The 24061-nt window shown below is 69.7% G+C and carries 20 protein-coding genes, 3 pseudogenes and 1 riboswitch; of the genes and pseudogenes, 15 read left to right on the top strand and 8 right to left on the bottom strand.

Annotated features, from left to right (window positions below):
• Positions 1 to 87: 87 nt before the first annotated feature.
• Positions 88 to 1815, top strand: a complete 1728-nt coding sequence (locus tag P0Y60_17670; protein ID WEK61106.1) for an ABC transporter ATP-binding protein — start codon at positions 88 to 90, stop codon at positions 1813 to 1815.
• The gene (locus tag P0Y60_17665; GenBank protein ID WEK61105.1) at positions 1812 to 4064 is read left to right on the top strand and encodes an ABC transporter ATP-binding protein; all 2253 of its coding nucleotides are present in this window, start codon (positions 1812 to 1814) and stop codon (positions 4062 to 4064) included. The genes P0Y60_17670 and P0Y60_17665 overlap by 4 nt, the downstream gene beginning before the upstream one ends.
• Positions 4065 to 4190: 126 nt before the next feature.
• Here P0Y60_17665 and P0Y60_17660 read toward each other — a convergent pair whose 3' ends face one another.
• The gene (locus tag P0Y60_17660; protein WEK61104.1) at positions 4191 to 5819 is read right to left on the bottom strand and encodes a D-alanyl-D-alanine carboxypeptidase; all 1629 of its coding nucleotides are present in this window, start codon (positions 5817 to 5819) and stop codon (positions 4191 to 4193) included.
• An 81-nt stretch (positions 5820 to 5900) separates the two neighbouring features.
• Positions 5901 to 6012: riboswitch (TPP riboswitch) on the top strand.
• Between P0Y60_17660 and P0Y60_17655 the strand changes: the two genes are divergently transcribed.
• The 3 genes from P0Y60_17655 to P0Y60_17645 all read left to right on the top strand — a co-directional run bounded on the left by P0Y60_17655 (position 6003) and on the right by P0Y60_17645 (position 8883).
• Positions 6003 to 6653, top strand: coding sequence for an ECF transporter S component (locus P0Y60_17655; GenBank protein ID WEK61103.1), 651 nt, complete (start codon positions 6003 to 6005; stop codon positions 6651 to 6653). (Overlaps the previous riboswitch by 10 nt.)
• Positions 6654 to 6655: 2 nt before the next feature.
• Positions 6656 to 8107 (top strand): ATP-binding cassette domain-containing protein, encoded by a 1452-nt coding sequence (locus P0Y60_17650; protein ID WEK61102.1) that lies wholly within the window; start codon positions 6656 to 6658, stop codon positions 8105 to 8107.
• Positions 8104 to 8883, top strand: a complete 780-nt coding sequence (locus P0Y60_17645) for an energy-coupling factor transporter transmembrane component T (GenBank protein ID WEK61101.1) — start codon at positions 8104 to 8106, stop codon at positions 8881 to 8883. Before P0Y60_17650 ends, P0Y60_17645 begins: the two co-directional genes overlap by 4 nt.
• Here P0Y60_17645 and P0Y60_17640 read toward each other — a convergent pair.
• Together P0Y60_17640 and P0Y60_17635 are read right to left on the bottom strand one after the other, a co-directional pair.
• Entirely contained in the window at positions 8880 to 9224 is a 345-nt protein-coding gene (locus P0Y60_17640; protein WEK61100.1) for a CHY zinc finger protein, read from the bottom strand. The two genes, P0Y60_17645 and P0Y60_17640, sit on opposite strands and share 4 nt — an antisense overlap.
• Entirely contained in the window at positions 9221 to 9439 is a 219-nt protein-coding gene (locus tag P0Y60_17635) for a phosphotransferase (protein WEK61099.1), read from the bottom strand. The genes P0Y60_17640 and P0Y60_17635 overlap by 4 nt, the downstream gene beginning before the upstream one ends.
• A 652-nt stretch (positions 9440 to 10091) precedes the next feature.
• Between P0Y60_17635 and P0Y60_17630 the strand changes: the two are divergent.
• Both P0Y60_17630 and P0Y60_17625 read left to right on the top strand, forming a co-directional pair.
• Positions 10092 to 10853 (top strand): annotated as a pseudogene (locus tag P0Y60_17630) (SDR family NAD(P)-dependent oxidoreductase).
• A gap of 8 nt (positions 10854 to 10861) precedes the next feature.
• On the top strand, positions 10862 to 11695 hold the full coding sequence (locus tag P0Y60_17625; protein WEK61098.1) for an NAD(P)-dependent oxidoreductase: 834 nt from the start codon (positions 10862 to 10864) through the stop codon (positions 11693 to 11695).
• Between the two features lie 300 nt (positions 11696 to 11995).
• On the opposite strand, the gene P0Y60_17620 is transcribed toward P0Y60_17625, so the two are convergent.
• Both P0Y60_17620 and P0Y60_17615 read right to left on the bottom strand, forming a co-directional pair.
• Entirely contained in the window at positions 11996 to 12745 is a 750-nt protein-coding gene (locus P0Y60_17620; protein ID WEK61097.1) for a sulfite exporter TauE/SafE family protein, read from the bottom strand.
• A gap of 17 nt (positions 12746 to 12762) precedes the next feature.
• On the bottom strand, positions 12763 to 13401 hold the full coding sequence (locus P0Y60_17615; GenBank protein ID WEK61096.1) for a bifunctional 4-hydroxy-2-oxoglutarate aldolase/2-dehydro-3-deoxy-phosphogluconate aldolase: 639 nt from the start codon (positions 13399 to 13401) through the stop codon (positions 12763 to 12765).
• Positions 13402 to 13618: 217 nt separating this feature from the next.
• Between P0Y60_17615 and P0Y60_17610 the strand changes: the two genes are divergently transcribed.
• From P0Y60_17610 to P0Y60_17580, 7 genes and pseudogenes are all read left to right on the top strand, one after another.
• Positions 13619 to 14962 (top strand): cytosine permease, encoded by a 1344-nt coding sequence (locus P0Y60_17610; GenBank protein WEK61095.1) that lies wholly within the window; start codon positions 13619 to 13621, stop codon positions 14960 to 14962.
• A 268-nt stretch (positions 14963 to 15230) separates the two neighbouring features.
• A pseudogene (locus P0Y60_17605) lies at positions 15231 to 15482 on the top strand (hypothetical protein).
• A gap of 70 nt (positions 15483 to 15552) precedes the next feature.
• A pseudogene (locus tag P0Y60_17600) lies at positions 15553 to 15990 on the top strand (hydantoinase/oxoprolinase family protein).
• A gap of 37 nt (positions 15991 to 16027) precedes the next feature.
• Positions 16028 to 16591 carry a hypothetical protein gene (locus tag P0Y60_17595; protein WEK61094.1) on the top strand — a complete coding sequence of 188 codons (564 nt, stop codon included), beginning with the start codon at positions 16028 to 16030 and terminating at the stop codon, positions 16589 to 16591.
• Positions 16584 to 17681 carry a DUF917 domain-containing protein gene (locus P0Y60_17590; GenBank protein WEK61093.1) on the top strand — a complete coding sequence of 366 codons (1098 nt, stop codon included), beginning with the start codon at positions 16584 to 16586 and terminating at the stop codon, positions 17679 to 17681. Before P0Y60_17595 ends, P0Y60_17590 begins: the two co-directional genes overlap by 8 nt.
• A 28-nt stretch (positions 17682 to 17709) precedes the next feature.
• Positions 17710 to 18768, top strand: coding sequence for a DUF917 domain-containing protein (locus tag P0Y60_17585; GenBank protein ID WEK61092.1), 1059 nt, complete (start codon positions 17710 to 17712; stop codon positions 18766 to 18768).
• Positions 18762 to 20321, top strand: coding sequence for a helix-turn-helix domain-containing protein (locus tag P0Y60_17580; protein WEK61091.1), 1560 nt, complete (start codon positions 18762 to 18764; stop codon positions 20319 to 20321). Before P0Y60_17585 ends, P0Y60_17580 begins: the two co-directional genes overlap by 7 nt.
• Before the next feature lie 24 nt (positions 20322 to 20345).
• On the opposite strand, the gene P0Y60_17575 is transcribed toward P0Y60_17580, so the two are convergent.
• Positions 20346 to 21083, bottom strand: a complete 738-nt coding sequence (locus P0Y60_17575; protein ID WEK61090.1) for an SDR family oxidoreductase — start codon at positions 21081 to 21083, stop codon at positions 20346 to 20348.
• Positions 21084 to 21179: 96 nt separating this feature from the next.
• Entirely contained in the window at positions 21180 to 21740 is a 561-nt protein-coding gene (locus tag P0Y60_17570; protein WEK61089.1) for a hypothetical protein, read from the bottom strand.
• Between the two features lie 71 nt (positions 21741 to 21811).
• On the opposite strand from P0Y60_17570, the gene rlmN reads away from it, so the two are divergent.
• Positions 21812 to 23056, top strand: coding sequence for a 23S rRNA (adenine(2503)-C(2))-methyltransferase RlmN (gene rlmN / locus P0Y60_17565; GenBank protein WEK61088.1), 1245 nt, complete (start codon positions 21812 to 21814; stop codon positions 23054 to 23056).
• A 16-nt stretch (positions 23057 to 23072) separates the two neighbouring features.
• Here rlmN and P0Y60_17560 read toward each other — a convergent pair whose 3' ends face one another.
• Positions 23073 to 23984, bottom strand: coding sequence for a LysR family transcriptional regulator (locus tag P0Y60_17560; protein WEK61087.1), 912 nt, complete (start codon positions 23982 to 23984; stop codon positions 23073 to 23075).
• Positions 23985 to 24061: the final 77 nt, after the last annotated feature.

Genomic DNA, 24061 nt, shown 5'->3' with positions numbered 1-24061 from the left:
TCGTGGCACTCTTTCTTGTGGCCGATTGTCGGTCGGCATCCGTCTGCCGAGAAATCCGCCGTTCCATCCTTCCTAGAAAGTCCGCCTGTGCTGGGAAAAATCCTCCTCCGTTATCTCTCCCGATACCGATGGCTCCTGCTCGCCGTACTGGTCTTCCAGCTCGCCAGCGTGGCCGCGACCCTCTATCTGCCGCGCCTGAACGCCGACATCATCGACAAGGGCGTCGCCCGCGGTGACACCGGCTACATCTGGAGCACCGGGCTGTTCATGCTCGCGGTGTCCCTGGGCCAGATCATCGCGTCGATCACCGCGACCTACTTCGCCGCCCGCGCCGCGATGGGTGCCGGTCGAGACATCCGCGCCGACGTGTTCGGCAAGGTCAGCGGGTTCTCCGAGCGCGAGGTCTCGCAGTTCGGTGCCGGCTCGCTCATCACCCGCAACACGAACGACGTGCAGCAGGTGCAGATGCTCGCGATGATGGGCGCCACGATGCTCGTCACCGCGCCGTTGCTGGCCATCGGCGGCATCATCTTCGCCATCCAGACGAACGTCGGCCTCAGCTGGCTGATCGCGGTCTCCGTGCCGCTGTTGCTGATCCTCGCCGCGCTCGTGATCGGCCGCATGGTGCCGCTGTTCCGCAGCTACCAGGGCAAGCTCGACAACGTGAACCGCATCATGCGCGAGCAGCTCACGGGAGTGCGCGTCGTGCGAGCCTTCGTGCGCGAGCGCATCGAGGAGGAGCGCTTCCGCGGCGCGAACACCGACATCATGGACGTCGGTCGCAAGGTCGGGTCGCTGTTCGTGCTGCTCTTCCCGCTGTTCATGCTGATCCTCAACGTGACCGTGGTGTCGGTCATCTGGTTCGGCGGCATCGAGGTCAACAACGGCACGGTGCAGGTCGGCACGCTGTTCGCCTTCATGCAGTACATCGGCCAGATCATGGGTGGCGTCATCATGGCGAGCTTCATGGCGATGATGATCCCGCGCGCCGCCGTGTCGGCCGAGCGCATCGGCGAGGTGCTCGACTCCGAGTCCACACTGATCCGCCCCGAGCACGGCGTCACCGAGTTCCCGGTCCCCGGATCCGTGGCGCTCGACGACGTCGAGTTCACCTACCCCGGAGCGGACTCCCCGGTGCTCACCGGCATCAGCTTCGCCGCCCAGCCGGGTGAGACCGTCGCGATCGTCGGTTCCACGGGATCGGGCAAGACGACCCTCGTCTCGCTCATCCCGCGTCTGTTCGACGTCTCCGGCGGCGCCGTGCACGTCGGCGGTACCGATGTGCGCGAGGCCGACGTCGAGTCGCTGTGGGACAGCATCGGCCTGGTGCCGCAGCGTCCGTTCCTCTTCACGGGCACCGTCGCGTCGAACCTGCGCTACGGCCGGGAGGACGCCACCGATGAAGAGCTCTGGGAGGCTCTCGACGTCGCGCAGGGTCGCGATTTCGTCGAGGAGATGCCTGACGGCCTCGAATCCCGGATCGCCCAGGGCGGCACGAACGTCTCGGGCGGCCAGCGTCAGCGTCTGGCGATCGCGCGAGCGATCGTCCATCGGCCGCAGATCCTGGTCTTCGACGACTCGTTCTCGGCTCTCGACCTCACGACCGACGCCCGTCTGCGACAGGCGCTGTGGCGCGAGCTCCCGCACGTGACGAAGATCGTGGTCGCGCAGCGCATCTCGACCATCACGGATGCCGATCGCATCGTCGTGCTCGAAGGCGGCACCATGATCGCCGTCGGCACCCATGAGGAGTTGCTGCAGACCAGCGACACCTACCGAGAGATCGTCGAGTCGCAGCTGGGGGTGGACGCATGAGCGAGCAGAACGCAGGACAGGACAAGCCCACGCGCGGCCGCGGCCGCGGACGCGGCAAGGCGGCGGTGGCCGAGGTCGAGCTGACCGCGGAGGAGCAGTACGAGGCCGAGCTCGCCGAGCAGGCACGTCAGAACTCCGGCGACTGGGACAGCGTCGCACCGGGCAAGGCCGACAACTTCGGACCGAGCTTCGCCCGCATGATCGGTCTGCTCCGGCCCTCCGCCATCTGGTTCGTCTTCGTGTCGATCCTGGGCGCGATCGGCGTCGTGCTGACGGTCGCCGCACCCAAGGTGCTCGCCGAGGCGACGAACCTCGTCTACAAGGGGTTCATCTCCATCCAGCTCGGGCAGTCGACCGACGACTTCCCCGGATTCCCGGCCGGCACGTCGCAGGACGTGGTGGTCGACGCGCTGCGCAGCGCGGGTCAGGACGACTTCGCGAACCAGGTCGGGGCGCTCGGCGACTTCACGGTCGGTCAGGGCATCGACTTCGACGCTCTGCGGTGGGTCATCACCGCCGTCCTCGCGATCTACGTGGTCGCGGCGTTCCTCACCTGGGTCCAGGGCTACGTGATCAACGTGATCATGGTGCGCACCATGTGGCGGCTGCGCGAGTCGGTCGAGGCGAAGATCAACCGCCTGCCGCTCGCGTACTTCGACAAGGTGCAGCGCGGTGAGCTGATCTCGCGCGTCACGAACGACATCGACAACATCACGCAGACGATGCAGCAGTCGCTCTCCGGTGCGCTCACCTCGGTGCTCACCGTGATCGGCGTGCTCGTGATGATGTTCTCGATCTCGTGGCAGCTCGCGCTCGTCGCCCTCGTCACGCTGCCCCTCATGGGCGTGATCTTCGGCGTCATCGGACCGCGCTCACAGAAGGCGTTCGGAACCCAGTGGCGCAAGGTCGGTCGACTGAACGCCCGCGTCGAGGAGGCATTCTCCGGCCACGCGCTGGTGAAGGTCTTCGGACGCGAGAAGGACGCACTCGACAAGTTCCAGGCCGAGAACGAGGAACTGTTCCAGGCGAGCTTCAAGGCGCAGTTCCTGTCGGGCGTGATCATGCCGGCGATGATGTTCGTCGGAAACCTGAGCTACGTGGGCATCGCGGTGCTCGGTGGCCTGATGGTCGCGAACGGACAGCTCCGCCTGGGCGACGTGCAGGCGTTCATCCAGTACTCGCAGCAGTTCACGCAGCCGCTGTCTGAGCTGGGTGGCATGGCCGCCGTCGTGCAGTCCGGCACGGCATCGGCCGAGCGGGTGTTCGAGCTGCTCGACGCCGACGAGCAGGAGGCGGACGACACTGATGCTCCCGAGCTCGTCGAAGGTCAGGGCGTCATCGAGTTCGAGAACGTGCAGTTCTCGTACACGCCGGATCGTCCGCTGATCAAGGACCTCTCGTTCCGGGTCGAACCGGGGCAGACGGTCGCGATCGTCGGTCCCACCGGTGCCGGCAAGACGACCCTGGTCAACCTGATCATGCGCTTCTATGAGCTCAGTGGCGGGCGGATCATGCTCGACGGTCAGGATATCGCTGAGATCACGCGAGACGACCTGCGTTCGCGCACCGGCATGGTGCTGCAGGACCCGTGGCTGTTCGCCGGCAGCATCCGCGAGAACATCCGCTACGGACGCTCCACGGCGACCGATGACGAAGTTCTCGCGGCCGCCAAGGCGACCTACGTCGACCGCTTCGTGCACGCCCTCCCCGAGGGTTACGACACGGTGCTCGACGAAGACGCCGCGAACGTGTCGGCCGGTGAGCGTCAGCTCATCACCATCGCCCGGGCATTCGTCGCGCAGCCGTCGATCCTCATCCTCGATGAGGCGACCTCGGCCGTCGACACCCGCACCGAGCTGCTGCTGCAGCACGCGATGGCCGCGCTCCGCGAGGGACGCACGTCGTTCGTGATCGCGCACCGTCTGTCGACGATCCGTGATGCGGATCTGATCCTGGTGATGGAGCACGGCGACATTGTCGAGAAGGGCACGCACGACGAGCTCATCGCGGCGCAGGGTGCCTACTGGCGCCTGTACCAGTCGCAGTTCGAGCAGGCCGCGACCGACCTCGACGCGGAGGACGCCCTCACCGGGTCCACCCCCGTCGTCGTCAGCGGCGAGGCCGAAAACGCTGCGGTAGAGGCTGTCGTGGGGGCATCGGTCGGGGCGCAGCTCCCGGCATCCGAGGTCGCCGCCGCCGAGGCCGTCGTCGAGAAGCCGACGACCGACGGGACGGATCGCTCCGCCTGAGCGTCTGCAGCCCAGGCTCGACGAGTCCAGGCTCGACGAGTCCAGGCTCGACGAACCGCACGCCGACGAGGCCCCGTCCGGATCATCCGGACGGGGCCTCGTCGTCTGCGCTCTCGAGGGGGAGGACTACTCCCGCGAGCTGTCGAGGCCGAGCAGGTCGAGCGGGTGCGTGAGCCGCCACCACGGGCTCGGCCCGTCGATGTCGTCGGCCAGTTCCAGCGTCGTGGTCGTGCTGTCGATGGGGCCCGTCGTGGTCAGGGTGCCGATGCGTTCCCCGGCTTCCCGCTCGGAGCCGAACGAGAACGCAGGCGTCGCCTGGGCGGTCGCACCGTTCCAGAGCACGACGTCGGCGTCGGATGCCGTGACGACGTCGATCTTCTCGCCCCACACCGTCTTCACCTGGCCGACGACCGTGCCCTTCGGAACAGCAGCACCCTGAGCCTGCAGGGCGGCTTCGGCCTCGGCGAACAGGGAGCGGGTCGCGGCGAGGCGCTGCTTGTCGTCGTCCTGCCCGAGCACGGCGGCATACAGCTGCACCGTGGTGTCGCCGATCGCGACGTCCTTGGCGGTCAGCAGATTCCAGCCGACCAGCGTGCCGGTCTTGATCCCGACCACGCCCGCGTCGGCGAGCATCCCGTTCGTGTTCGTGACCGTGCCCGCTCCGGGGAGGTCGACGGACTTCGTGCCGACGATCTGGGCGAACACGGGATTGTTCATCGCGTACTCGCCGAGAGCGACGAGCGCGGCGGGCGTCGCGACGTTGCGTTCATCGAAGCCCGACGGCGTCACGACGGTGATGCCCGTGAGGCCGCGGTCTCGCAACCAGGTCGCGGCGGCGTCGGCGAAGGCCTCGTCCGATCCCCAGATCTCGGAGGCCAGTCGATCGATGTAGTTGTTGGCCGAACCCAGGAGGGTGCCCTGCAACAGCTGGTACTCGGTCAGCACTCCGCCCACGGGCACATCGAGCGCCGATTGATCCGCGCTCCGATACGACCAGTAGTCGAGGCTGTCGCCGTAGGTGAACGAGAACTCGCGGCCCTGTTCTCCGAGCGCGAGCGGCATGCGATCGAGCACCATCAGGCTGCTGACCACCTTGGTGATGCTCGCGATGCTCACCGCGTCAGGGATGGACGCCGTCGTCGGCATGCCACCGACGCCGATCGCCGCGCTGCCCTGCCCTGGCCAGGTCGCTGTCGCCGCGGGTGCCGGCACGGTGGTGAACTCCACCGCGGCGACCGTCGGGGCGACCTCGTGCAGCGGCCACATCAGCGTGCCGCCGGCATAGACGGCGATCAGACCGGCCAGCACACCGAGCGGCACGAGGAGGCCGGGGGTGGCGATGGCCGGCCGCAGCTTCGCACCGCGCAGCAGCCCCGCGCGCGTCTCGGACTCTGCCGGCGCGTCGAGCGTCGGCGTGGGGGAGGTGCCGGCGACCGTCGCCGTGTCGACCCAGGTCAGCGCCGTCGCGGGCACCTCGTCATCGGCCCAGCGGGCCTCGGGCGGGACGATCAGCTCAGCGGCATCGTCGGACCAGCGCACGTCTGCGGCATCGGCATCGGCATCCGCATCCGCGACCGCATCGGCATCGGCATCCGCGACCGGTTCCGGGGGCACGACCTCCTCGGCGCCTGCGTCATCCGCGACGCCCACGTCCTCCGCCGCGTCGGTGGGAGCATCAGCGTCGGCGGCGGCATCGGGCGCAGCGCCGTCGGCGGCGCCGGCCGCGGTGGCCTCGGCGGAATCGGAAGCGGTCACTTGCCTAAGTTACCGAATTCATCGACCGATTCGGTTCCATGCCGCCGGAGACACGGCGGCGACCGGACTGGGTATGATCGGGAGCACAACCACGGGAGTCCGGCGAGCCGGGCTGAGAGGGAGCGAATCGCGCTTCGACCGTCGAACCTGATCTGGGTCATGCCAGCGCAGGGAGGAGTTCAGATGAGTACGTCCACATCCGCGCAGCAGGCATCCGCCGCTTCGAAGGATCTTCATCGCGCGCCGGTCTGGCGCTGGCGCGTCGTCGACATCGTCGTCGCCGCCGTGCTCGGTGTCGCGATCGGCCTCGTCTTCTGGGGCTGGAACACGATCGGCTACGCCTGGTTCGGTGCGGCTGATGCGCTGACCCCCGGCCTCGGCGGCATCGCCGTCGGCATCTGGCTGCTCGGCGGTGTGGTGGGCGGTCTCGTGATCCGCAAGCCCGGTGCCGCGCTGGTCGTCGAGCTCGTCGCCGCGATCGTGTCGATGCTGATCGGCAACGTGTGGGGGATCTCGACGATCCTCTCGGGACTGGTGCAGGGGTTGGGCGCGGAGATCATCTTCGCGCTGTTCTTCTACCGTCGTTTCGGCATCGCCGTCGCCGCCCTCGCGGGGGTCGGCGCGGGAGTCGCCGCCTGGACCTTCGAACTGTTCTACGGCAGCTCGCCCAACATCCTGAAGTCGCTCGAATTCAACACCATCTATCTCGTCAGCGTCGTCGTCTCGGGAGCGATCCTGGCCGGTGTCGTGGGGTGGCTGCTCGTGCGCGCCCTCGCGGTGACCGGAGCCCTCAGCCGCTTCGCCGTCGGGCGAGAGCACGTGCGCGAGGTCTGAGCGTGACCTTCGCCGCCCCGGCCCGCGTGCAGGCTGCGGGCTGGGGCTGGCGATACGCCGGGCGCAAGCGACCGGCGGTCGCCGACGTCAGCTTCACGATCGAGCCGGGCGAGCGGGTGCTGCTGCTCGGTGCCTCCGGTGCGGGCAAGTCGACTCTGCTCGCCGGTCTCGCCGGGGTGCTCGGCGACGACGACGAGGGAGAACGCACGGGTTCCCTGCGTGTCGACGGTGCCGCGCCGGAGTCGCGCCGCGGGCAGGTGGGCCTGGTGCTGCAGGACCCGGATGCCGGGATCGTGCTCTCCAAGGTCGGCGACGATATCGCCTTCGGATGCGAGAACCTCGGCGTTCCGGCATCCGACATCCCCGGCCGCATCGCCGACGCGCTGGAGGCGGTCGGGCTCGATGTGCCGCTGGACCGGCCCACCAAGGCGCTGTCGGGCGGACAGAAGCAGCGCCTCGTGCTCGCCGGGGTGCTGGCGATGCGTCCCGGACTCCTGCTGCTCGACGAACCCACGGCCAATCTCGATCCCGAAGGTGTGGGGGAGGTGCGGGCGAGCGTGGAGCACGCCGTCGCCGCGACGGGAGCGACACTGATCGTGGTGGAGCATCGCACCCCCGTCTGGGTCGACCTGATGACACGGGTCATCGTGCTCGCCGCTGATGGCGGGCTACTCGCGGACGGTGCCCCCGAGCGGGTGTTCGTCGAGCACGGCGCCGCGCTCGCGGATGCCGGGGTCTGGGTGCCCGACCGGGGCATCGACCTGCCCGTGCTGACCTCGGTTCCGGCGGCCGATGTGCTCACGGCATCCGAACTGGCGGTCTCGCGGGAGCCGCGCGTGGTGGTGCAGTCCGGGCTCGATCTGCGCCTGCCTCGCGCCAACGCCACGGTCATCAGCGGCCCGAACGGCGCGGGCAAGTCGACGCTCGCCCTGACGCTCGCAGGGCTCATCCCCGAGCACGCGGGCGAGGTGCGCGCCGCGCCCGAGCTCGCCGGGCGTCGCGGTGTGCGTCCGATCCGCTGGACCTCGCGCGAACTGCTGACCCGCATCGGCATGGTGTTCCAGGAGCCGGAGCACCAATTCCTCACGCAGACGCTACGGGACGAACTCGCGGTCGGTCCGCGCGCGCTCGGATGGGACCAGGCACACACCGACGCCGTGGTCGACGAGCTGCTGGACAGGTTGGGGCTCGCCCCGCTCGCCCTCGCCAATCCGTTCACGCTCTCGGGCGGTCAGAAGCGGCGACTGTCCGTGGCGACCGTGCTCGCGGGGGCACCCGAGGTGATCGTGCTCGACGAACCGACGTTCGGGCAGGACCGACGGGGGTGGATCTCTCTCGTCGAGCTCCTGCAGGAGGAGATCGCGCGGGGCAGGTCGATCATCGCGGTCACGCACGACGCCGCGGTGATCCGTCATCTGGGCGGGCATCGGATCGAACTGGCGGTGGCCTCATGACCGCCACGGCGACGGCGCGGACGGTGTGGCTCGACGGTGTCAACCCGGTGACCAAACTCGTGCTCGCGGTGCTGCTGTCGGTGCCCCTGTTCGCATCGATCGACGTCACGAGCGCACTGGCCGCGATCGCACTGCAGCTGCTCTGCCTGCCCTTGACCGGTCTTCGGCTGCGCACCGTGCTGACACGGCTGCTGCCGATCATGATCTTCGCGCCGATCGCCGGAATCAGCATGTTGCTGTACGCAGAACCTGCCGGCCACATCTACTTCACGTTCGGTTTCGCGACGATCAGCGAGGGTTCGATCGCGCTGGCGATCGCCGTGAGCCTGCGTGTGATCGCGCTCGGACTTCCCACGATCCTGCTGTTCGGGGGAACGGATCCCACCCAGCTCGCGGATGCTCTCGCCCAGGTCGCGAAACTGCCGAGCCGTTTCGTGCTCGGCATCCTCGCCGGCACCCGGATGCTCGGGCTCTTCCTCGACGACTGGCGCACGATGGGACTCGCGCGCCGGGCCCGCGGAGTGGGGGATCGTGGTGTGCTGAGACGCTTCTTCTCGATGGCGTTCGTCCTGCTGGTGTTCGCGGTGCGCCGCGGCTCGAAGCTGGCGCTCGCGATGGAGGCGCGCGGCTTCGGGTCCGGCATCCCGCGCACCTGGTCGCGACCGTCACGGCTGCATCCGCGCGACGCCGTCGCCCTGCTCGGGGGCATCGCGATCATGGCGCTCGCGCTCACGGCGGCGGTGGCCGCAGGAACCTTCCGCTTCGTCTGGAGCTAGCCCGGATCCGGCTCGAAGTAGTGGTCGCGGTGCAACGCGCATCCCTCGTTGAAGAGTGCCGCGCATCGCGGACAGGCGGTGGCGGCGAAGTACTCGGTGATCGTGAGCTGGTGACCGCACGCGCCGCAGAGGATCGCCTCCCTGTGGTGCTGATTCGTCGCCCATTGCTGGGCCGGATGCCCCGCGGCCTCCTCGTGACACTGATGGCAGGGGTAGTACTCGCCGCAGCACGCGAAACGGATGGCGATGATGTCGGTCGCGCCCCGATAGTGCACGCAGCGGGTCATGTCGTCGATGACGGGGCCGAGCACCCGCGGCCTCGCGGGAGGCGTCACACTCACGTCTCGTTCCAGAGGTCTCGGTAGTAGGCGAGCCGCTCGCGATCGGGCTCGACGCCGTACGCCTCGATCAGGGTGTCTTCCCATCCGGGGCCGAAGTTCCATCGGGTGCTCATCGAGGCGACGGCGATGTCGGCCCAGCGGTCGGCGGTGCCGAGCGCTGCGAGATCGACGAATCCGACCGGGCGGCCGGCGTCGTCGAGCAGGGTGTTCGGCATGCAGGCGTCGCCGTGGCAGACGACCAGTCGATCGATCGGGGGCGCGTCGCGCAGGTCGAGCCGGCACCCGCACGTCGCGGGTGGCCGCGTTCGCCAGCCTCGCGGCGACGCTCCACTCCCACGGGCACTCGTCCGCCGGGAGGGCGTCGTGCAGGGCGCGGAGTCCCTCGCCGACGGCGCGGACGAGCTTGTTCGGGATGCTCGGCCCAGCGGGGATCGACCGCGCTGCGGGCCGGGAGCGCGACCGTGACGAAGCCATTCCTCGGCGTCGTCCTGCACCCTGATCGAGGACCTCGGGCACGGTGATCCAGCGCCGCGCCCAGCGCATCCGCTCCGCCTCGTCGCGCATCGAGGCCTCGAGGTCGAGCGGCCCCCACTTGATGTAGCGGCCGTCGTCGGTGCGGAACGTCAGCCCGCCGATGCCGTTGCGCCAGACCGGCGTCAGGCGGGCGCCGCGGGCGAGATCGCGCACGCGCTGCGGGATCTCGACGGGGCCCTGGGGGATCTGCGCCGACGGGGTGTCCATCCGTCCATCCTGACACCCGGCACGCTCGGGCGTGCACACTCGTGCCACCCAGGCTCACGTTGGATGAGACTGCGTCGCACGACTATCCTCGGACTTGGTAGTCGGCGACGTTCGAAGGAGAACAGGATGCAGATCAGCGGTCAGGGCGCTCTCATCACGGGCGGGGCCTCCGGGCTCGGGCTCGCCACGGCCCGGCGACTCGTCGCCGCGGGCGCGCACGTGACGATCATCGACCTCCCCTCGTCGCAGGGCGCACAGCTCGCCGACGAACTCGGCGGCGTCTTCGTGCCGGCCGACGTCACGAGCGTCGAAGAGGTGCAGGCCGCCGTCGCCAGCGGCTCAGGCCGCGGCCCCCCTGCGCGTGGTCGTGAACTGCGCGGGCATCGCGCCGCCGGCCAAGGTGCTCGATCGCGAGGGCAACCCGGCCGTGCTCGCCGACTTCGAGCGGGTGATCCGCATCAACCTCGTGGGCACCTTCAACGTCGTCTCGCAGGCCTCGGCGGTGATCGCGAAGAACGAGCTCATCGACGGGGACCGCGGCGTGATCGTGAACACCGCGAGTGTCGCGGCCTTCGACGGGCAGATCGGACAGCCCGCCTACTCCGCCTCGAAGGGTGGGGTGCACGCGATGACGATCCCGATCGCGCGCGAGCTCGCGCGCTACGGCATCCGCGTGTGCACGATCGCCCCCGGCATCATGGAGACCCCGATGCTGATGGGGTCTGCCGCAGGCGGCGCAGGATTCCCTCGGCCAGCAGGTGCCGCATCCCTCGCGCCTCGGGCGCCCCGACGAGTACGCCGCGCTGGTGGCAGCACATCGTCGAGAACGGCTACCTCAACGGCGAGACCATCCGCCTCGACGGCGCGATCCGCATGGCACCGAAGTAAGGAGAGACATGAGCACTCTGGCAGGAAAGACCATCCTGATGTCGGGCGGGAGCCGCGGCATCGGCCTGGCGATCGCGTTGCGCGCAGCGGCTGACGGGGCGAACATCGCGATGCTGGCGAAGACCGACACCCCGCACCCGAAGCTCGAGGGCACGATCCACACGGCCGCTGAGCAGATCCGCGCCGCCGGCGGGCAGGCGCTGCCGATCGTGGGCGACGTGCGCGACGACGACGACATCACCGAAGCCGTCATGAAGACGCAGGGCGAGTTCGGCGGCATCGACATCGTCATCAACAACGCCAGCGTGATCGACCTGTCGCGTTCGCTCGACCTGGGGGCGAAGAAGTACGACCTGATGCAGGACGTCAACGTGCGCGGCACGTTCATGCTCTCGCGCGCCGCGGTGCCGATCCTCAAGGATGCCGAGAACCCGCACATCCTGTCGCTGTCCCCGCCGCTCAACCCCACACCGAAGTGGCTCGGCGCGCACACCGGCTACACGCTCGCGAAGTTCGGGATGACGCTCGCGACCCTCGGGCTCGCGGCGGAGTTCGCCCGCGACGGCATCGCGGCGAACACCCTGTGGCCGCGCACCACGATCGCGACCGCCGCGGTGCAGAACCTGCTCGGCGGTGACAAGGTCATGGCGGCCAGCCGCACGCCCGACATCTACGCGGATGCGGCCTACGCGGTGCTGCTCAAGCCGGCGCGCGAGTACACCGGACAGACACTGATCGTGGAAGACGTGCTCGAGGCGGACGGCGTGACCGACTTCTCGGGCTATGCCGCGATCCCGGGAACGCCCGACAGCGCACTGTTCCCGGACATCTTCCTCGACTGAGCGTTGGCCTGGTCCTTGGGCTGAGCCCGCAGGTGGTTCCTGGGCTGAGCCCGCAGTTATTTCCTGGGCTGAGTGCGCACGTGGTTATTGGGCTGAGCCCGCAGGTTGGCGAAGGGCGCATCTGGTCGCATCCGCTCGTCTGACGCGACCACATGCGACCCCTTCCAGGGGGGAGGGGTCGCGAAGTGCCGGAATCGGCGCTGGGATGCGACCATCTGCGACTTTTTACAGCGCCTCGAAGCGCTCGGGCTGAGCACGCGGGTCCTCCCAGAGCGAGCTCGTCAGAACAGAGCGAGCTCGTCAGAACAAGAGGTAGAGCGCGCCCGCGATCGTCAGGGCGATCACGATGCGGTCGAACAGGCGCTGGTCCATGCGGCGCGCCAGACGGATGCCGGCCAGTGCGCCGATCACGACGAGCGGGGCGAGCAGGGCGTCCATCAGCAGCACGTGCCCCTCGAACAGGCCGAGGCCGGCGAGGAACGGCACCTTGATCAGGTTGATGATCGCGAAGAACCAGGCCGAGGTGCCGAGGAACACCTGCACCGGGGTCCGAGTCGCGAGGAAGTACATCGACATCACGGGTCCGCCCGCGTTCGCGACCATCGTCGTGAACCCGCCGAGTGTGCCGTAGACGCCGGAGAGTACGAGGCCTCCCGGTGCGGGAGCGGTGGCCTCGGTGCGGTTCTGCCGCCACCGTCGCCACAGCGTGACCGCGATCATCAGCAGCAGGATCACACCGATCGCGCGACGGACGATGCCGTCACCGGCCAGCGCCAGGAACGCGAACCCCGCGAGCAGCCCGGCGATCACGGCGGGGGCGAGCCGCAGCAGGGTCGGCCAGTGCGCATGGCGTCGGTAGGTGATGAGGGCGAACACGTCGCCGACGATCAACAGGAGCAGCATCGCGGCGGTGGAGGTGCGCGCGGGCAGCACGGTCGCGAACAGCGCGATCGCGAGGATGCTGCCGCCGGGCAGCGCGGTCTTGGAGATGCCGATCGTCACCGCGGCGAGAGCGAGCGCCGCCCAGGCCCAGGGGTCGAGCGCGATCACCGGCGCGACGGCATCGCTCAGGCCCGGACGGCGGCGAGCGAGGCGGCGAAGCGGGCGGCTCGCTGCTCGATGTCGGCCCAATCGGAGCCCGTGATCGAGGCGCCGTTCGCCAGGTCTCCGCCGGCGCCGACCGCGACAGCGCCCGCCGCGAACCAGGCGGCGAGGTTGTCGGGGTTCACGCCACCGGTCGGCATGAGCGGAGCATCCGGGAACGGTCCGCGCAGGGCGCCGAGGTAGGAGGGTCCGCCGAGGGAGGCGGGGAAGATCTTCACGACGTCGACGCCGAGCTCCAGCGCCCCCATGACCTCGGTCGGGGTCATCGCGCCGGTCATCACCACGCGGCCGGTGTCGAGCATCGACCGGGTGAGTGCGGGAAGCGTGCCGGGGCTGACGAGGAACTCCGCTCCCGCGTCGGCGGCGAGCGCGGCCTGCTCGGGCGTCGTCACGGTGCCGGCGCCGATGTAGGCGGCATCCCCGTGACGGGCGATGAGCTCGCGGATCACGGCCGGCGCATCGGGTGTCGAGAAGGTGACCTCGATACCGGTGACCCCGCCGCGGATGATCGCCTCGGATGCCTCGAGTGCCAGCTCGGGGGAGGGGGCGCGCAGCACGGCGAGGATGCCGGTCGTGCGGGCGCGGTCGAGACGATCAGACATGGGGCTCCTCGGGGTCGGATGCATCCATTCTCGCCGATGCCAGCTTGTCATTACAAGTTGGGTGACGGGCGGCGACGAAGGGGGCGGCGATACGAGCGGCCTGTGCGGACTGCACTGATTCACACAACCGAAACGACATTCTGCACGTAGTGCTCCGTTCAGCCGCTGTCTATGTTCGCAGAAAGCAGGCTTCGCAACTCTCTCCCGAGGAGGCACCATGGCTACTTCTTCTTCCAATGACGACTACTCGCTCTCCCGCGTCCCGGCATCCGCACGCGTCTCTTGGTTCGCGATCGCAACGCAGCGACTCGGACAGCTCTCGGCACTCAGCTCGTTCGTCGTCGCGGCGACGCTCGGCTTCGCGATGCCGTTCTGGGACGCGATGCTCGCGATCACGATCGGCGCGGTGATCCTCGAGGTCGTGTGCATCTTCACCGGCATCATCGGGCAGCGCGAGGGGCTGAACACCTCGCTCCTGTCCCGTTGGACCGGTTTCGGGCACGCGGGCTCCGCGCTGATCGGTCTCGCGATCGGGGTCAGCCTGATCGGCTGGTTCGGCATCCAGTCGGCGGTGTCGGCATCCGGTCTGCACGCGATCATGCCGTGGCTGCCGGAGTGGACCTGGGGGCTGCTGTTCGGCTTCCTCATCACGGCGGTCGTGAGTCTCGGCTTCCACGGCATGCAGTGGGTCGCGAACATCGCCGTTCCACTGTTCCTGATCCTCGTCGGTTGGGCGGTCATCACCGAACTGCAGCGGCACGACATCGGCGAGCTGGTGACGCAGCCGGCGCCCGGCCCGCCGCTCTCGCTGCTCGCCGGGGCATCGATCATCGCCGGCAGCTTCATCGTGGGCGCGCTCATCTCGCCCGACATGACCCGCTACAACCGCTCCACCGCCGACGTCGTCAAGCAGACCGTCGTGAGCATCACGGTCGGCGAATACCTGGTCGGGCTCTCCGGTGTGCTGCTCGCCCACGCGGTGAAGACCGCCGACGTCTCGGCGATCCTCATCTCGTCGGTCGGCTGGGTCGGTGTACTGGTGATCGTGCTGGGCACCTTCAAGATCAACGACTGGAACCTCTACAGCTCCGGGCTCGGCGTCGTGAACTTCATCGACACGGTGTTCGGCCGTCGCGTGAACCGCGCGGTCGTCACGATCGCGATCGGCGTGGTCGGATCGGTGCTCGCCGCGTTCGGCATCCTGGGGTACTTCACGAACTTCCTCATCGTGCTCGGTGTCGCGTTCCCGCCGATCGTGGGCATCATGATCGCCGAGTACTTCGTGGTGAAGAACTGGCGCCGCGACCTCGACGAGTCCCGCGAGGCGGGCGTCCTGCCGGCCAGGGCGCCGCAGTGGGTGCCGGTGTCGATCGGCATCTGGATCGTCTCCGCCTTCGTCGGCTACTTCGTCACCTGGGGTCTGGGCTCGCTCAACGCCGTCATCACCGCCTTCGTGCTCTACGTCGTGCTGGGCAAGCTCGGGTGGATCCGCGGCTACGGCTCGGCGACCACCGAGCAGGCGCTCGCGGCTCCCCGCACGGCGGACCGCGCCCTCTCCTGACCCGCTCGGCCTGGAGGAAACCACTCGCAGGCCGCTCCCCGCTCTCCCCACAGTAAGGAAACACGATGAGAATCGGCATCGACGTCGGCGGCACCAACACGGACGCGGTCCTCATGGACGGCGACCGGGTGGTCGTCGGCATCAAGGAAGCGACGAGCAAGGATGTGACGGGCGGCATCGTCACGGCGATCGCCGGGCCTCGACAGGCTGGCCCCGTTCGCCCCCGACGACATCGAGGGGGTGATGATCGGCACCACCCACTTCATCAATGCGCTCATCGAGGCGAAGGGGCTCGCGCCGACCGCCGCAGTGCGCCTCGCGCTGCCGGCCACCGCCTCGCTCCCTCCGTTCGTCGACTGGCCCGAAGCGCTGGTCGGGCGCCGTGTCGGGCACCGGCTATCTCGCCCACGGCGGGCACGAGTTCGACGGACGCGTCATCGCGCCGCTGGACGAAGACGAGCTGCGCCGGCATGCGGCCGACATCGGCGCCCGTGGTCTGCGCTCGGTCGCCATCAGCTCGGTTTTCGCACCGGTCAATCCCGAGTTCGAGCTGCGGGCTGCGGAGATCCTCACGGCGGAGCTCGGACCGGATGTCGCGATCTCGCTCTCGCACGAGATCGGCCGGGTCGGACTGCTGGAGCGCGAGAACGCGACCATCATCAACGCCGCGCTGCGAGAGCTCGCCGCGCACATCGTGGACGGGCCTGGAGCGGGCGGTGCGATCGCTCGGCATCACCGCGCCGCTGTACCTCAGCCAGAACGACGGCACGCTCATGAGCGTCGACTTCGCCCGCAATTACCCGGTCGCGACCTTCGCCTCGGGGCCGACGAACTCGATGCGCGGCGCCGCACTGCTCTCGGGCCTGGAGACCTGCGCGGTCGTCGACATCGGCGGCACGACGAGCGACGTCGGCGTGCTCACCGGGGGCTTCCCGCGTGAGGCCACGGCCGAGATCTCGGTCGCCGGGGTGCGGACGAACTTCCGGATGCCGGACGTGTACTCGATCGGCATCGGCGGCGGCTCGCTCGTGCGCGACAACGGTCTGAGCATCGGTCCCGGACTCGGTGGGCTACGAACTCACGAAGCGTGCCCTGGTCTTCGGCGGCGACACCCTGACGACGACCGACATCGCGGTGGCCGCGGGCTACTCCGACATCGGCGACCGCGGTCTCGTGCGACACCTCGACCGCTCCCTGGTCGACAACGCCCTCGCCACGATCGTCGCCCGTGTCACGGATGCCGTCGAGCGGATGCGCACCACCGTCGAACCCCTCCCGGTGGTCGCGGTCGGCGGCGGATCCATCCTGCTCCCCGATGCGCTGCCGGGCCTCGGGGCAGTGCACCGCCCGGAGAACTTCGCGGTCGCGAACGCCGTCGGCGCCGCCATCGCCCAGGTCAGCGGCGAGGTCGACCGGGTGTTCAGCGTCACCGAGTCCACCCGATCCGCGCGCCTCGACGAAGCCCGCCAGGAGGCCGTGGATCGCGCAGTGGCTGCCGGTGCCCGGCCGTCGAGCGTCTCGATCGTCGACTTCGACGAACTCCCCATCCCCTACCTGCCCGGCAACGCCATCCGCATCCGCGCGAAGGCCGTCGGCGACCTCGACCTTCGGAAGGCCACGCATGTCTGAGCGACTCTCCTCGATCACCGCCGACGTCCTGCCCGCGATCGCGAGAGGAGCGGCGATCCTCGGTACCGGCGGCGGCGGCGACCCGTACATCGGCCGTCTGCTCGCCGCCGAGGCCATCCGGCAGTACGGTCCCGTGCCGCTCGTGGATCCGCAGGACCTGCCCGATGACGCCGTCGTACTGCCGGTCGCCCTGATGGGGGCGCCGACCGTGATGGTCGAGAAGGTGCCGACCGTCGACCAGCTGTCGTCGGCGATCCTCGCCCTGGCCCGCTACCTCGGGGTGACGCCGACCCACGTGGCGTGCATCGAGGTCGGCGGCGCGAACTCCACCATCCCCATGGTCGCGGCCGCCCAGCTGGGCCTCCCGCTGGTCGACGGCGACGGGATGGGGCGCGCGTTCCCCGAGATCCAGATGGTCATGCCCACGTTGGCGGGCATCTCGTGCACGCCCATGTCGTTCGCCGATGAGAAGGGCAACGTCGGAGTGGTCGACACGATCGACAACACCTGGGCCGAGCGGCTCACCCGCCCGGTCGCGGTGCAGATGGGCAGCTCGATGATCGTCTCCAACTACGCCATGACCGGGGCGCAGGTGCGGGACTCGTTCATCCCGCGCACGCTGTCGCTCAGCCACGAACTCGGCACCCTGGTCGAAGAGGCGCGCGCATCGCTGTCGGATCCCGTGACCGCGGTCGTGCAGCGCCTCGGTGGGGCCGAGCTGCTGTCGGGCAAGGTGGTCGACGTGTCGCGCCGCACCGTCGCCGGGTTCGCGCGTGGCGAGGCGCACATCGAGGGGCTCGACGCCGATCTCGGCCACGAGCTCGTGCTCGGGTTCCAGAACGAGCATCTGCTCGCCACGCGCAACGGCACACCCGTCGTCTCCACACCGGATCTGATCATGGTGCTCGACAGTGAGACGGGCGAGCCCATCACGACCGAGACGCTGCGCTACGGCCAACGTGTGCGCGTGATCTCCTGCCCGTCTGACGAGCGCTGGCACACCGACGCGGGCATCGCGCTGGTCGGACCGCGCTACTTCGGTTACGACGTCGACCCCGTGCGTTCTCCTGTGACGGCGACGGCCGGGTGAGGGCAGGGCGCCGGTGTAGCGTGTGCACGTGAACCGAGACCTCGGAGTCGACCGACTGGGCGCGCTGGCCACCGGCCTGCTGCTGCTCGGCTCGGGAGGTGGTGGCGACCCCGGTCTGCTCGCGCCGGCTGCCCGGGCGGCGATCGTGGATCGGGGGCTTCGCACCATCGGCATCGACGACCTGGGCGACGACGATCTGGTCGCCCCGATCGGCTTCATCGGCTCCACGTCGCTGCTGCGGGAGAAGCTGCCCTCGGGTGGCGAGATCGGACACGCCGTCGATGCGCTCCAGCGCTGGACCGGGGGCACCCCCACGGCGCTGATGTCGATCGAGATGGCAGGGGTCAACGGCTTCACCCCGATCGTCCCGGCTGTGGAGATGGGGCTGCCCCTCCTCGACGCCGACCTGGCCGGGCGCGCGCTGCCCCGGCTCGACATCGTGAGCCTGGTCGCGGCCGACAGAGCGCTCGTGCCGTGCGCGGTGACGGGGCCCGGAGGTCAGGTCATCGTGCTCGACGATGTGGATGCCGCACAGGTCGAGCGCCTCCTGCGGGAGTTCGTGGCCCGCACGAGTGGATGGGGCGCACTCGCCCTGCCGTTCCAGACCACGGCGCAGCTGCGGGACCGCGTCGTCACGGGAACGCTCGAGAGGGCGCTGCGGATCGGCGGTGCGCTCGCCGCGACCCCGGCATCCGCCACGGCACACGAGATGGCCCAGGCCGTGGGTGGGCGACTCCTCGGCGCGGGCCGCGTGCTGGACTCGGAGACCGGTGCCTACCTGGGCGGTTTCGACCACACCACGGTCACGGTGCGCGACGCGGCGTCCGGATCGATCCTGCGCATCGAGGCGGAGAACGAGTTCATCCTGGCGCAGCGCGACGGCGAGATGGTGGCGACGGCCCCGACGATCATCACCCTGATGGCGATCCCCGAGCGGCGCATCGTGGCGGTGGATGACGTGCGGACGGGGTTGGACGTCGCGATCCTCGCCCTTCCCGCCCCCGGATGGTGGGTGGAGAACCCCGAGCGGATGGCGCACATCTCGCCCGCGGCGTTCGGGTTCGACCACGAGGTGGTGCCATGGTGACGAGCACCTCCGCGGGGCGGCGCGGACTCCGGCTGAGTGCGGTGCTGGAGCATCCCTCCCTCTCCGACGTCGAGCGCGTGGCCGGCACGACCGACCCTCTGGTCGACACGATCGGCGCCACGCACAGTGCCGAGCTCGCCGGCATCCTCGCCGCGGAGCCGAAAGACGTGATGGTGCTGCTCGACGAGACCGTGCAGACCGACTGGCGCTTCGATGCCGCACTGCGCCGTGCCGCCGATGCACGCGTCGCCGTGCTCGTCGTGCATCGGGCGAGCGTGGTGACCGCGGCGACGCGGGCGCTGGCCGATCGGCTCGACGTCGTGCTGCTGGCCTGCGCCCACCCCTGGGAGACATCGCTCGCCCTCCGCGATCGGCTGTCCGGCGGCGATGCCGCCCTGATCCGCATGATCACCGCGTTGATCGACGGTGTGCAGCAGGCAGGTCCCGAGGTCGCCGAGGTGCTGCACGCCGCCGGGCACCACCTCGGCCGTCCGGTCGTGCACATCGACGCCGCGGGGCGGGTGCTCGCTCCGCTCGACGGCACCGCCGCGGTGCCACGCGCCTCCGACGCCCGGGCGTCTTTGCCCGGGGTTCTTCTCGAAGAGGTCGATGAGGGAGTGGTCGCCTCCGTGCCGGTGCAGTCCGGTGTGATCGCGCCCTCCTGGCTGCAGGTGTCGCTGCCCGCGGCCGCTGCCTCGGAGGTCGCCGCCGTCCGGCTGGCGCTGCCCGCCATCGCCCTCGCCGTCGGGCACCGGCTCTCGGTACGACGCGTGGTCGATGAGCGCGAGGCCCGCTGGCGCACCGCTCTGATCGGCGAGCTGACCGAGTCCGGCGATGCGCCCTCCGCCAGCACGCTGCGCCGGGCCCTCGAACTGGGATGGCGCGTCGAAGGGTGGCACATCGGCATCCGCGTCGTGACCCGCGCCGACGTCGACATCGTGGCCATGCGGTACGAGATCGTCGAGGCGCTGCGGGGCGAGGGGCTGGATGCCGACGTCGTGGAGCAGAGCGACGGATGGGCGGCGTGGCTCACGTTCGCGCTACAGCCGACGCTCGCCGAGGTGACCGCGGCCGTACAGGCGGTGCGACGCGCACAGCTGCGATGGAACGGCGACTTCCCGACGCACGTCGGCGTCGGGCGGGTGCTGCACGGACCGTCGGGGATCACCGGCTCGCTGTCGGAGGCGGGCGACGCCGCGCGCCTCGCGGGGTCGCGCCCGCAGTCCGGTCATTTCCTGCACGTCGACCGGCTCGGACTCGCGCAGCTGCTGTTGGCCTGGACCCAGACCGACACCTTCCAGCCTGCGGCGCTCGAACTCCTGGCGCCGCTGCGTGAGCAGACGACCGGCGACCTCCTGCGTACCCTCGCGAGCTACCTCGACGCGGAGTCGTCGATCGTGGAGACCGCGTCGGTGCTCGGCATCCACCGCAACACGGTCACCGAGCGCATCCAACGCATCCAGCGCATCCTCGCCGTCGATCTGCAGGATGCCGAGACGCGACTGGCGCTGCACCTCGCCTGCCGCACGGTGCTGGCGTCGACCGACGGCTGAGCGGGGGGGATACGGCAGCGTCGGTCAGCGCAGCGAGTACCCGCCGTCGACGTACAGCGTCGAGCCGGTCGTGTAGCCGTTGGTGAAGAGGTGGATCACCGCGCCGGCGACCTCCGCCTCGGTGCCGGGGCGATGCAGCGCCGTGTCGGCGCTGAACTGCGCGAACGCCGCCTCGCGCACGGCGTCGTCGCGATGGGCCCAGAGGTTGCCGTCGATGGTTCCGGGGGAGACCGCGTTCACCCGTACCGGCGCCAGCTCGACGGCCAGGCCGCGCGCGAGCCCTTCGATCGCGGCATTCGCGGCCACATACGCGGGAGCTGCGGCCGGAGGACGCACGGATGCCGCGCCCGACATCAGCACGATCGACGCGTCGGCGGTGAGCCGGTCGAGCGCGGCGTGGACCACCCGGTACTGACCCCAGAACTTGGAGGCGAAGGGTGACGCCGCCTGCGCGGGGTCGAGGTCGCGCATCGATCCGACGACGTAGTCCGCGGCCGTGGTGAAGAGCGCATCCACCGCGGCGATCGGTTCGAAGAATGCCGAGACGGATGCGTCGTCACCGGTGTCGACCGTGGCCCAGGTGGCGCGCTCGCCGAGGGACTCGGCGGCGGCCTCGAGGCGCGCGGCGGTGCGGCCGCCGAGCACGACGGAACCGCCGAGCGCGATCGCACGCCGAGCGACTTCCAGACCGATGCCCGATCCGCCTCCGATCAGCACGATGGTGCGGCCGGCGAGCAGGGAGGAGGGGTCGTACGACGTCATGGGGTCAGCCTAGGAGTGCCGCCGGAAGGCGCACCATGTGCAGGGCGCACGATCGCGGGTCATTCACGGTGCAGGACGCCCGGTCGAGCGGAGGTCTCAGGAGCGTGGCTGCCAGGCGTCGATGATCGCCTTGGACTCCTTGAGTCCCAGACCGGTGTGCTCGCGCACGATCTTGATCGCGACGATGTACGCACCGCCGCGCACGAGTTCATCCACCTGACGTGCGACGGAGGGGGGCAACGCGGCGCGCACGGACGAGGGCGACGCCGCCACCGGGGTGATCGAGGTGTGTGCGGCTCCGGCGTGGGACACGGCGGCGGAGTGCGGAGAGCTGGTGCTGATCGACCAGTGATCGATGCGGTCCTTCGCCTCCTTCAGGCCGACGCCCGCGTGCTCCCGGTAGAGCTTGATCGCCTGGATCTTCTGGCCAGCGGCCACCAGGGCGTCGATCTCGGCGGTCACCGCCGGGGTGAGTGCGCTGTGGGTCGACGGAGCGGACGACGCCGACGGCGAGCGCGGCGTCGCGGTGCTCGGCGTGTACACCTGCGCCTCCGGAGCCTTCGGTCGCATCCCTCGGAAGGCCGCTCTCAGGATGATCACGACGACCACGGCGGCGATGACGATCCCGACGATCCAGGCGAGTCCGACGATGTCCATGGCGCCAGTCTACGAACGCCTGCCCCGCGACCCCAGGGCTCTCGCATCCGATACCCCGTACCCTGGAAGGTATGACTGAGCCCACTCGCATCCGTTCCACGGGTCCCGCGACACCGCAGGTGCGCCCGAAGACGGAGGGGTGGACGCAGCAGAAGGATGCCGAGGGGCGACCGCTGCTGCAGTTCGCGAGCCCGAAGCGCGGCAAGCCGCCCGTGCATCTCGCCGACCTCACGCCCGCCGAGCGCATCGAGAAGGTGAAGGAGCTCGGGCTGCCGGGCTTCCGCGCCAAGCAGCTGTCGACCCACTACTTCCGCCACTACACGTCCGACCCCGAGCAGATGACCGACCTCCCGGCCGACACCCGCGAGCAGCTCGTCGCAGGCCTCCTGCCGCCGCTGCTGACCGAGGTGCGCCGGCTCGAGACCGACCGCGGCGACACCATCAAGTTCCTCTGGCGTCTGCACGACGGGGCGCTCGTCGAGTCGGTGCTCATGCGCTATCCCGGCCGCATCACGCTCTGCGTGTCGAGCCAGGCCGGCTGCGGCATGAACTGCCCGTTCTGCGCGACCGGTCAGGCCGGGCTCACGCGCAACATGTCGACGGCCGAGATCGTCGAGCAGATCGTCCGCGCCAACCGGCTGATCGCCGAGGGCGGCCTCGGCGGCAAGAAGGCCGACGACCACTCCATGGAGCGCGTCTCCAACATCGTCTTCATGGGCATGGGTGAGCCGCTCGCGAACTACAAGCGTGTGATGGACGCCGTGCGGTCGATGGTCGCACCGCAGCCCGACGGTCTGGGCATGAGCGCGCGCGGCATCACCGTGTCGACCGTGGGCCTGGTGCCGGCGATCAAGAAGCTCGCCGACGAGGGCATCCCGGTCACCTTCGCACTCTCCCTGCACGCGCCCGACGACCACCTGCGCGATGAGCTCATCCCGGTGAACTCGCGGTGGAAGGTCGACGAGGCCCTCGACGCCGCCTACGACTACTACGCCAAGACCGGTCGCCGCGTGTCGATCGAGTACGCCCTCATCAAGGACATGAACGATCACGCCTGGCGCGCCGACCTGCTGGCCGAGAAGCTCAACCAGCGCGGACGCGGATGGGTGCACGTGAACCCGATCCCGCTCAACCCCACACCCGGCTCGATCTGGACCTCGTCCGACAAGGACGTGACGGCCGAGTTCGTGCGTCGCCTCAACGACGCCGGTGTGCCGACGACCCTCCGCGACACCCGCGGCAAGGAGATCGACGGCGCCTGCGGGCAACTCGTCGCGACGACCGACGACGAGGCAGCCGCCGCCGCACTGGCCTGAGCCCGAAGCTCCCGGCTCAGCGCTCGCCGAGGAGCTGGGGGCGCACGGCGGTCAGGCGCTGCTGCAGCACCTCCAGGAACGCGGCCACCGCGGGTTGGCGCAGGGCGTCGGGACGGGCGACCAGCCAGTACGGCAGGCGCTGCGCGACGAGGTCCGGCAGGAGCCGCACCAGGTCGTCGTGCGGATCGGCGAGGAACGCGGGCAGCAGTCCGAAACCGGCCCCACCGCGGGTCGCATCGACGTGCACATACACGTTGGTGCTGGCCACGGCATCCGTCATGCCGGGAACCGCGCGTCGTGCATCGTCGAGCGAGTCGACGTGCAGCATCGATTCGATGAAGTACACCAGTGGCTTGCCCGCCAGGTCGTCGATCGTCCGGGGCGTCGGATGCCGTCGCAGATAGTCGCGGCTCGCGTAGAGGCCCAGGGCGTACTCGGCGAGGGGGATGGCGCGGGCGCGGCGTACCTGCGGACGCCCGACGACGACCTCGAGGTCGGCTCCGGCGCGGTTCTGCGACGCCTGCCGGGTGCCGGTGATGATCTCGAGCCGCACATCGGGGTGCCGTTCCTGAAGAGCCGCCATCGCGGGGGCGGCGACGAAGCCGCTGAAGCCGTCGGTCGCTGAGAGACGGATGAGCCCCTCGATGCGCGCGTCGTCGCGGGTGTCGAGTCCGCCGAGCGCACGCTCCACATGCTCGGCGGCGGCGAGCGCGCGGGTGCCCAGCGGTGTGAGCTCCCACCCGCCGTCCTGACGGGAGAGGACTCGGCCGCCCAGCTGCGCTTCGAGCGCGGCGATGCGTCGGGCGATCGTGGTGTGGTTGAGGCCGAGTCGCTCACCGGCGGTCGTGTACCGTCCGCTTCGCGAGACGGCGAGGAGCACGAGCAGGTCGTCAGCCCTGAGCGGGGGTGTGGGAATATGCGCCATCATCTCTGCAGTTTTGCATATCCGGAGTGCTGGCGACCCTGCGAGAAGCTGAACTACTGTGCAGGAATGGCAACGGCGCA

Source organism: Candidatus Microbacterium colombiense (genome assembly GCA_029203165.1).
Classification (GTDB): Bacteria; Actinomycetota; Actinomycetes; order Actinomycetales; family Microbacteriaceae; genus Microbacterium; species Microbacterium colombiense.
Note: the sequence above shows the minus strand (reverse complement) of the source record. Positions and strands in the feature narration are given on the sequence as shown.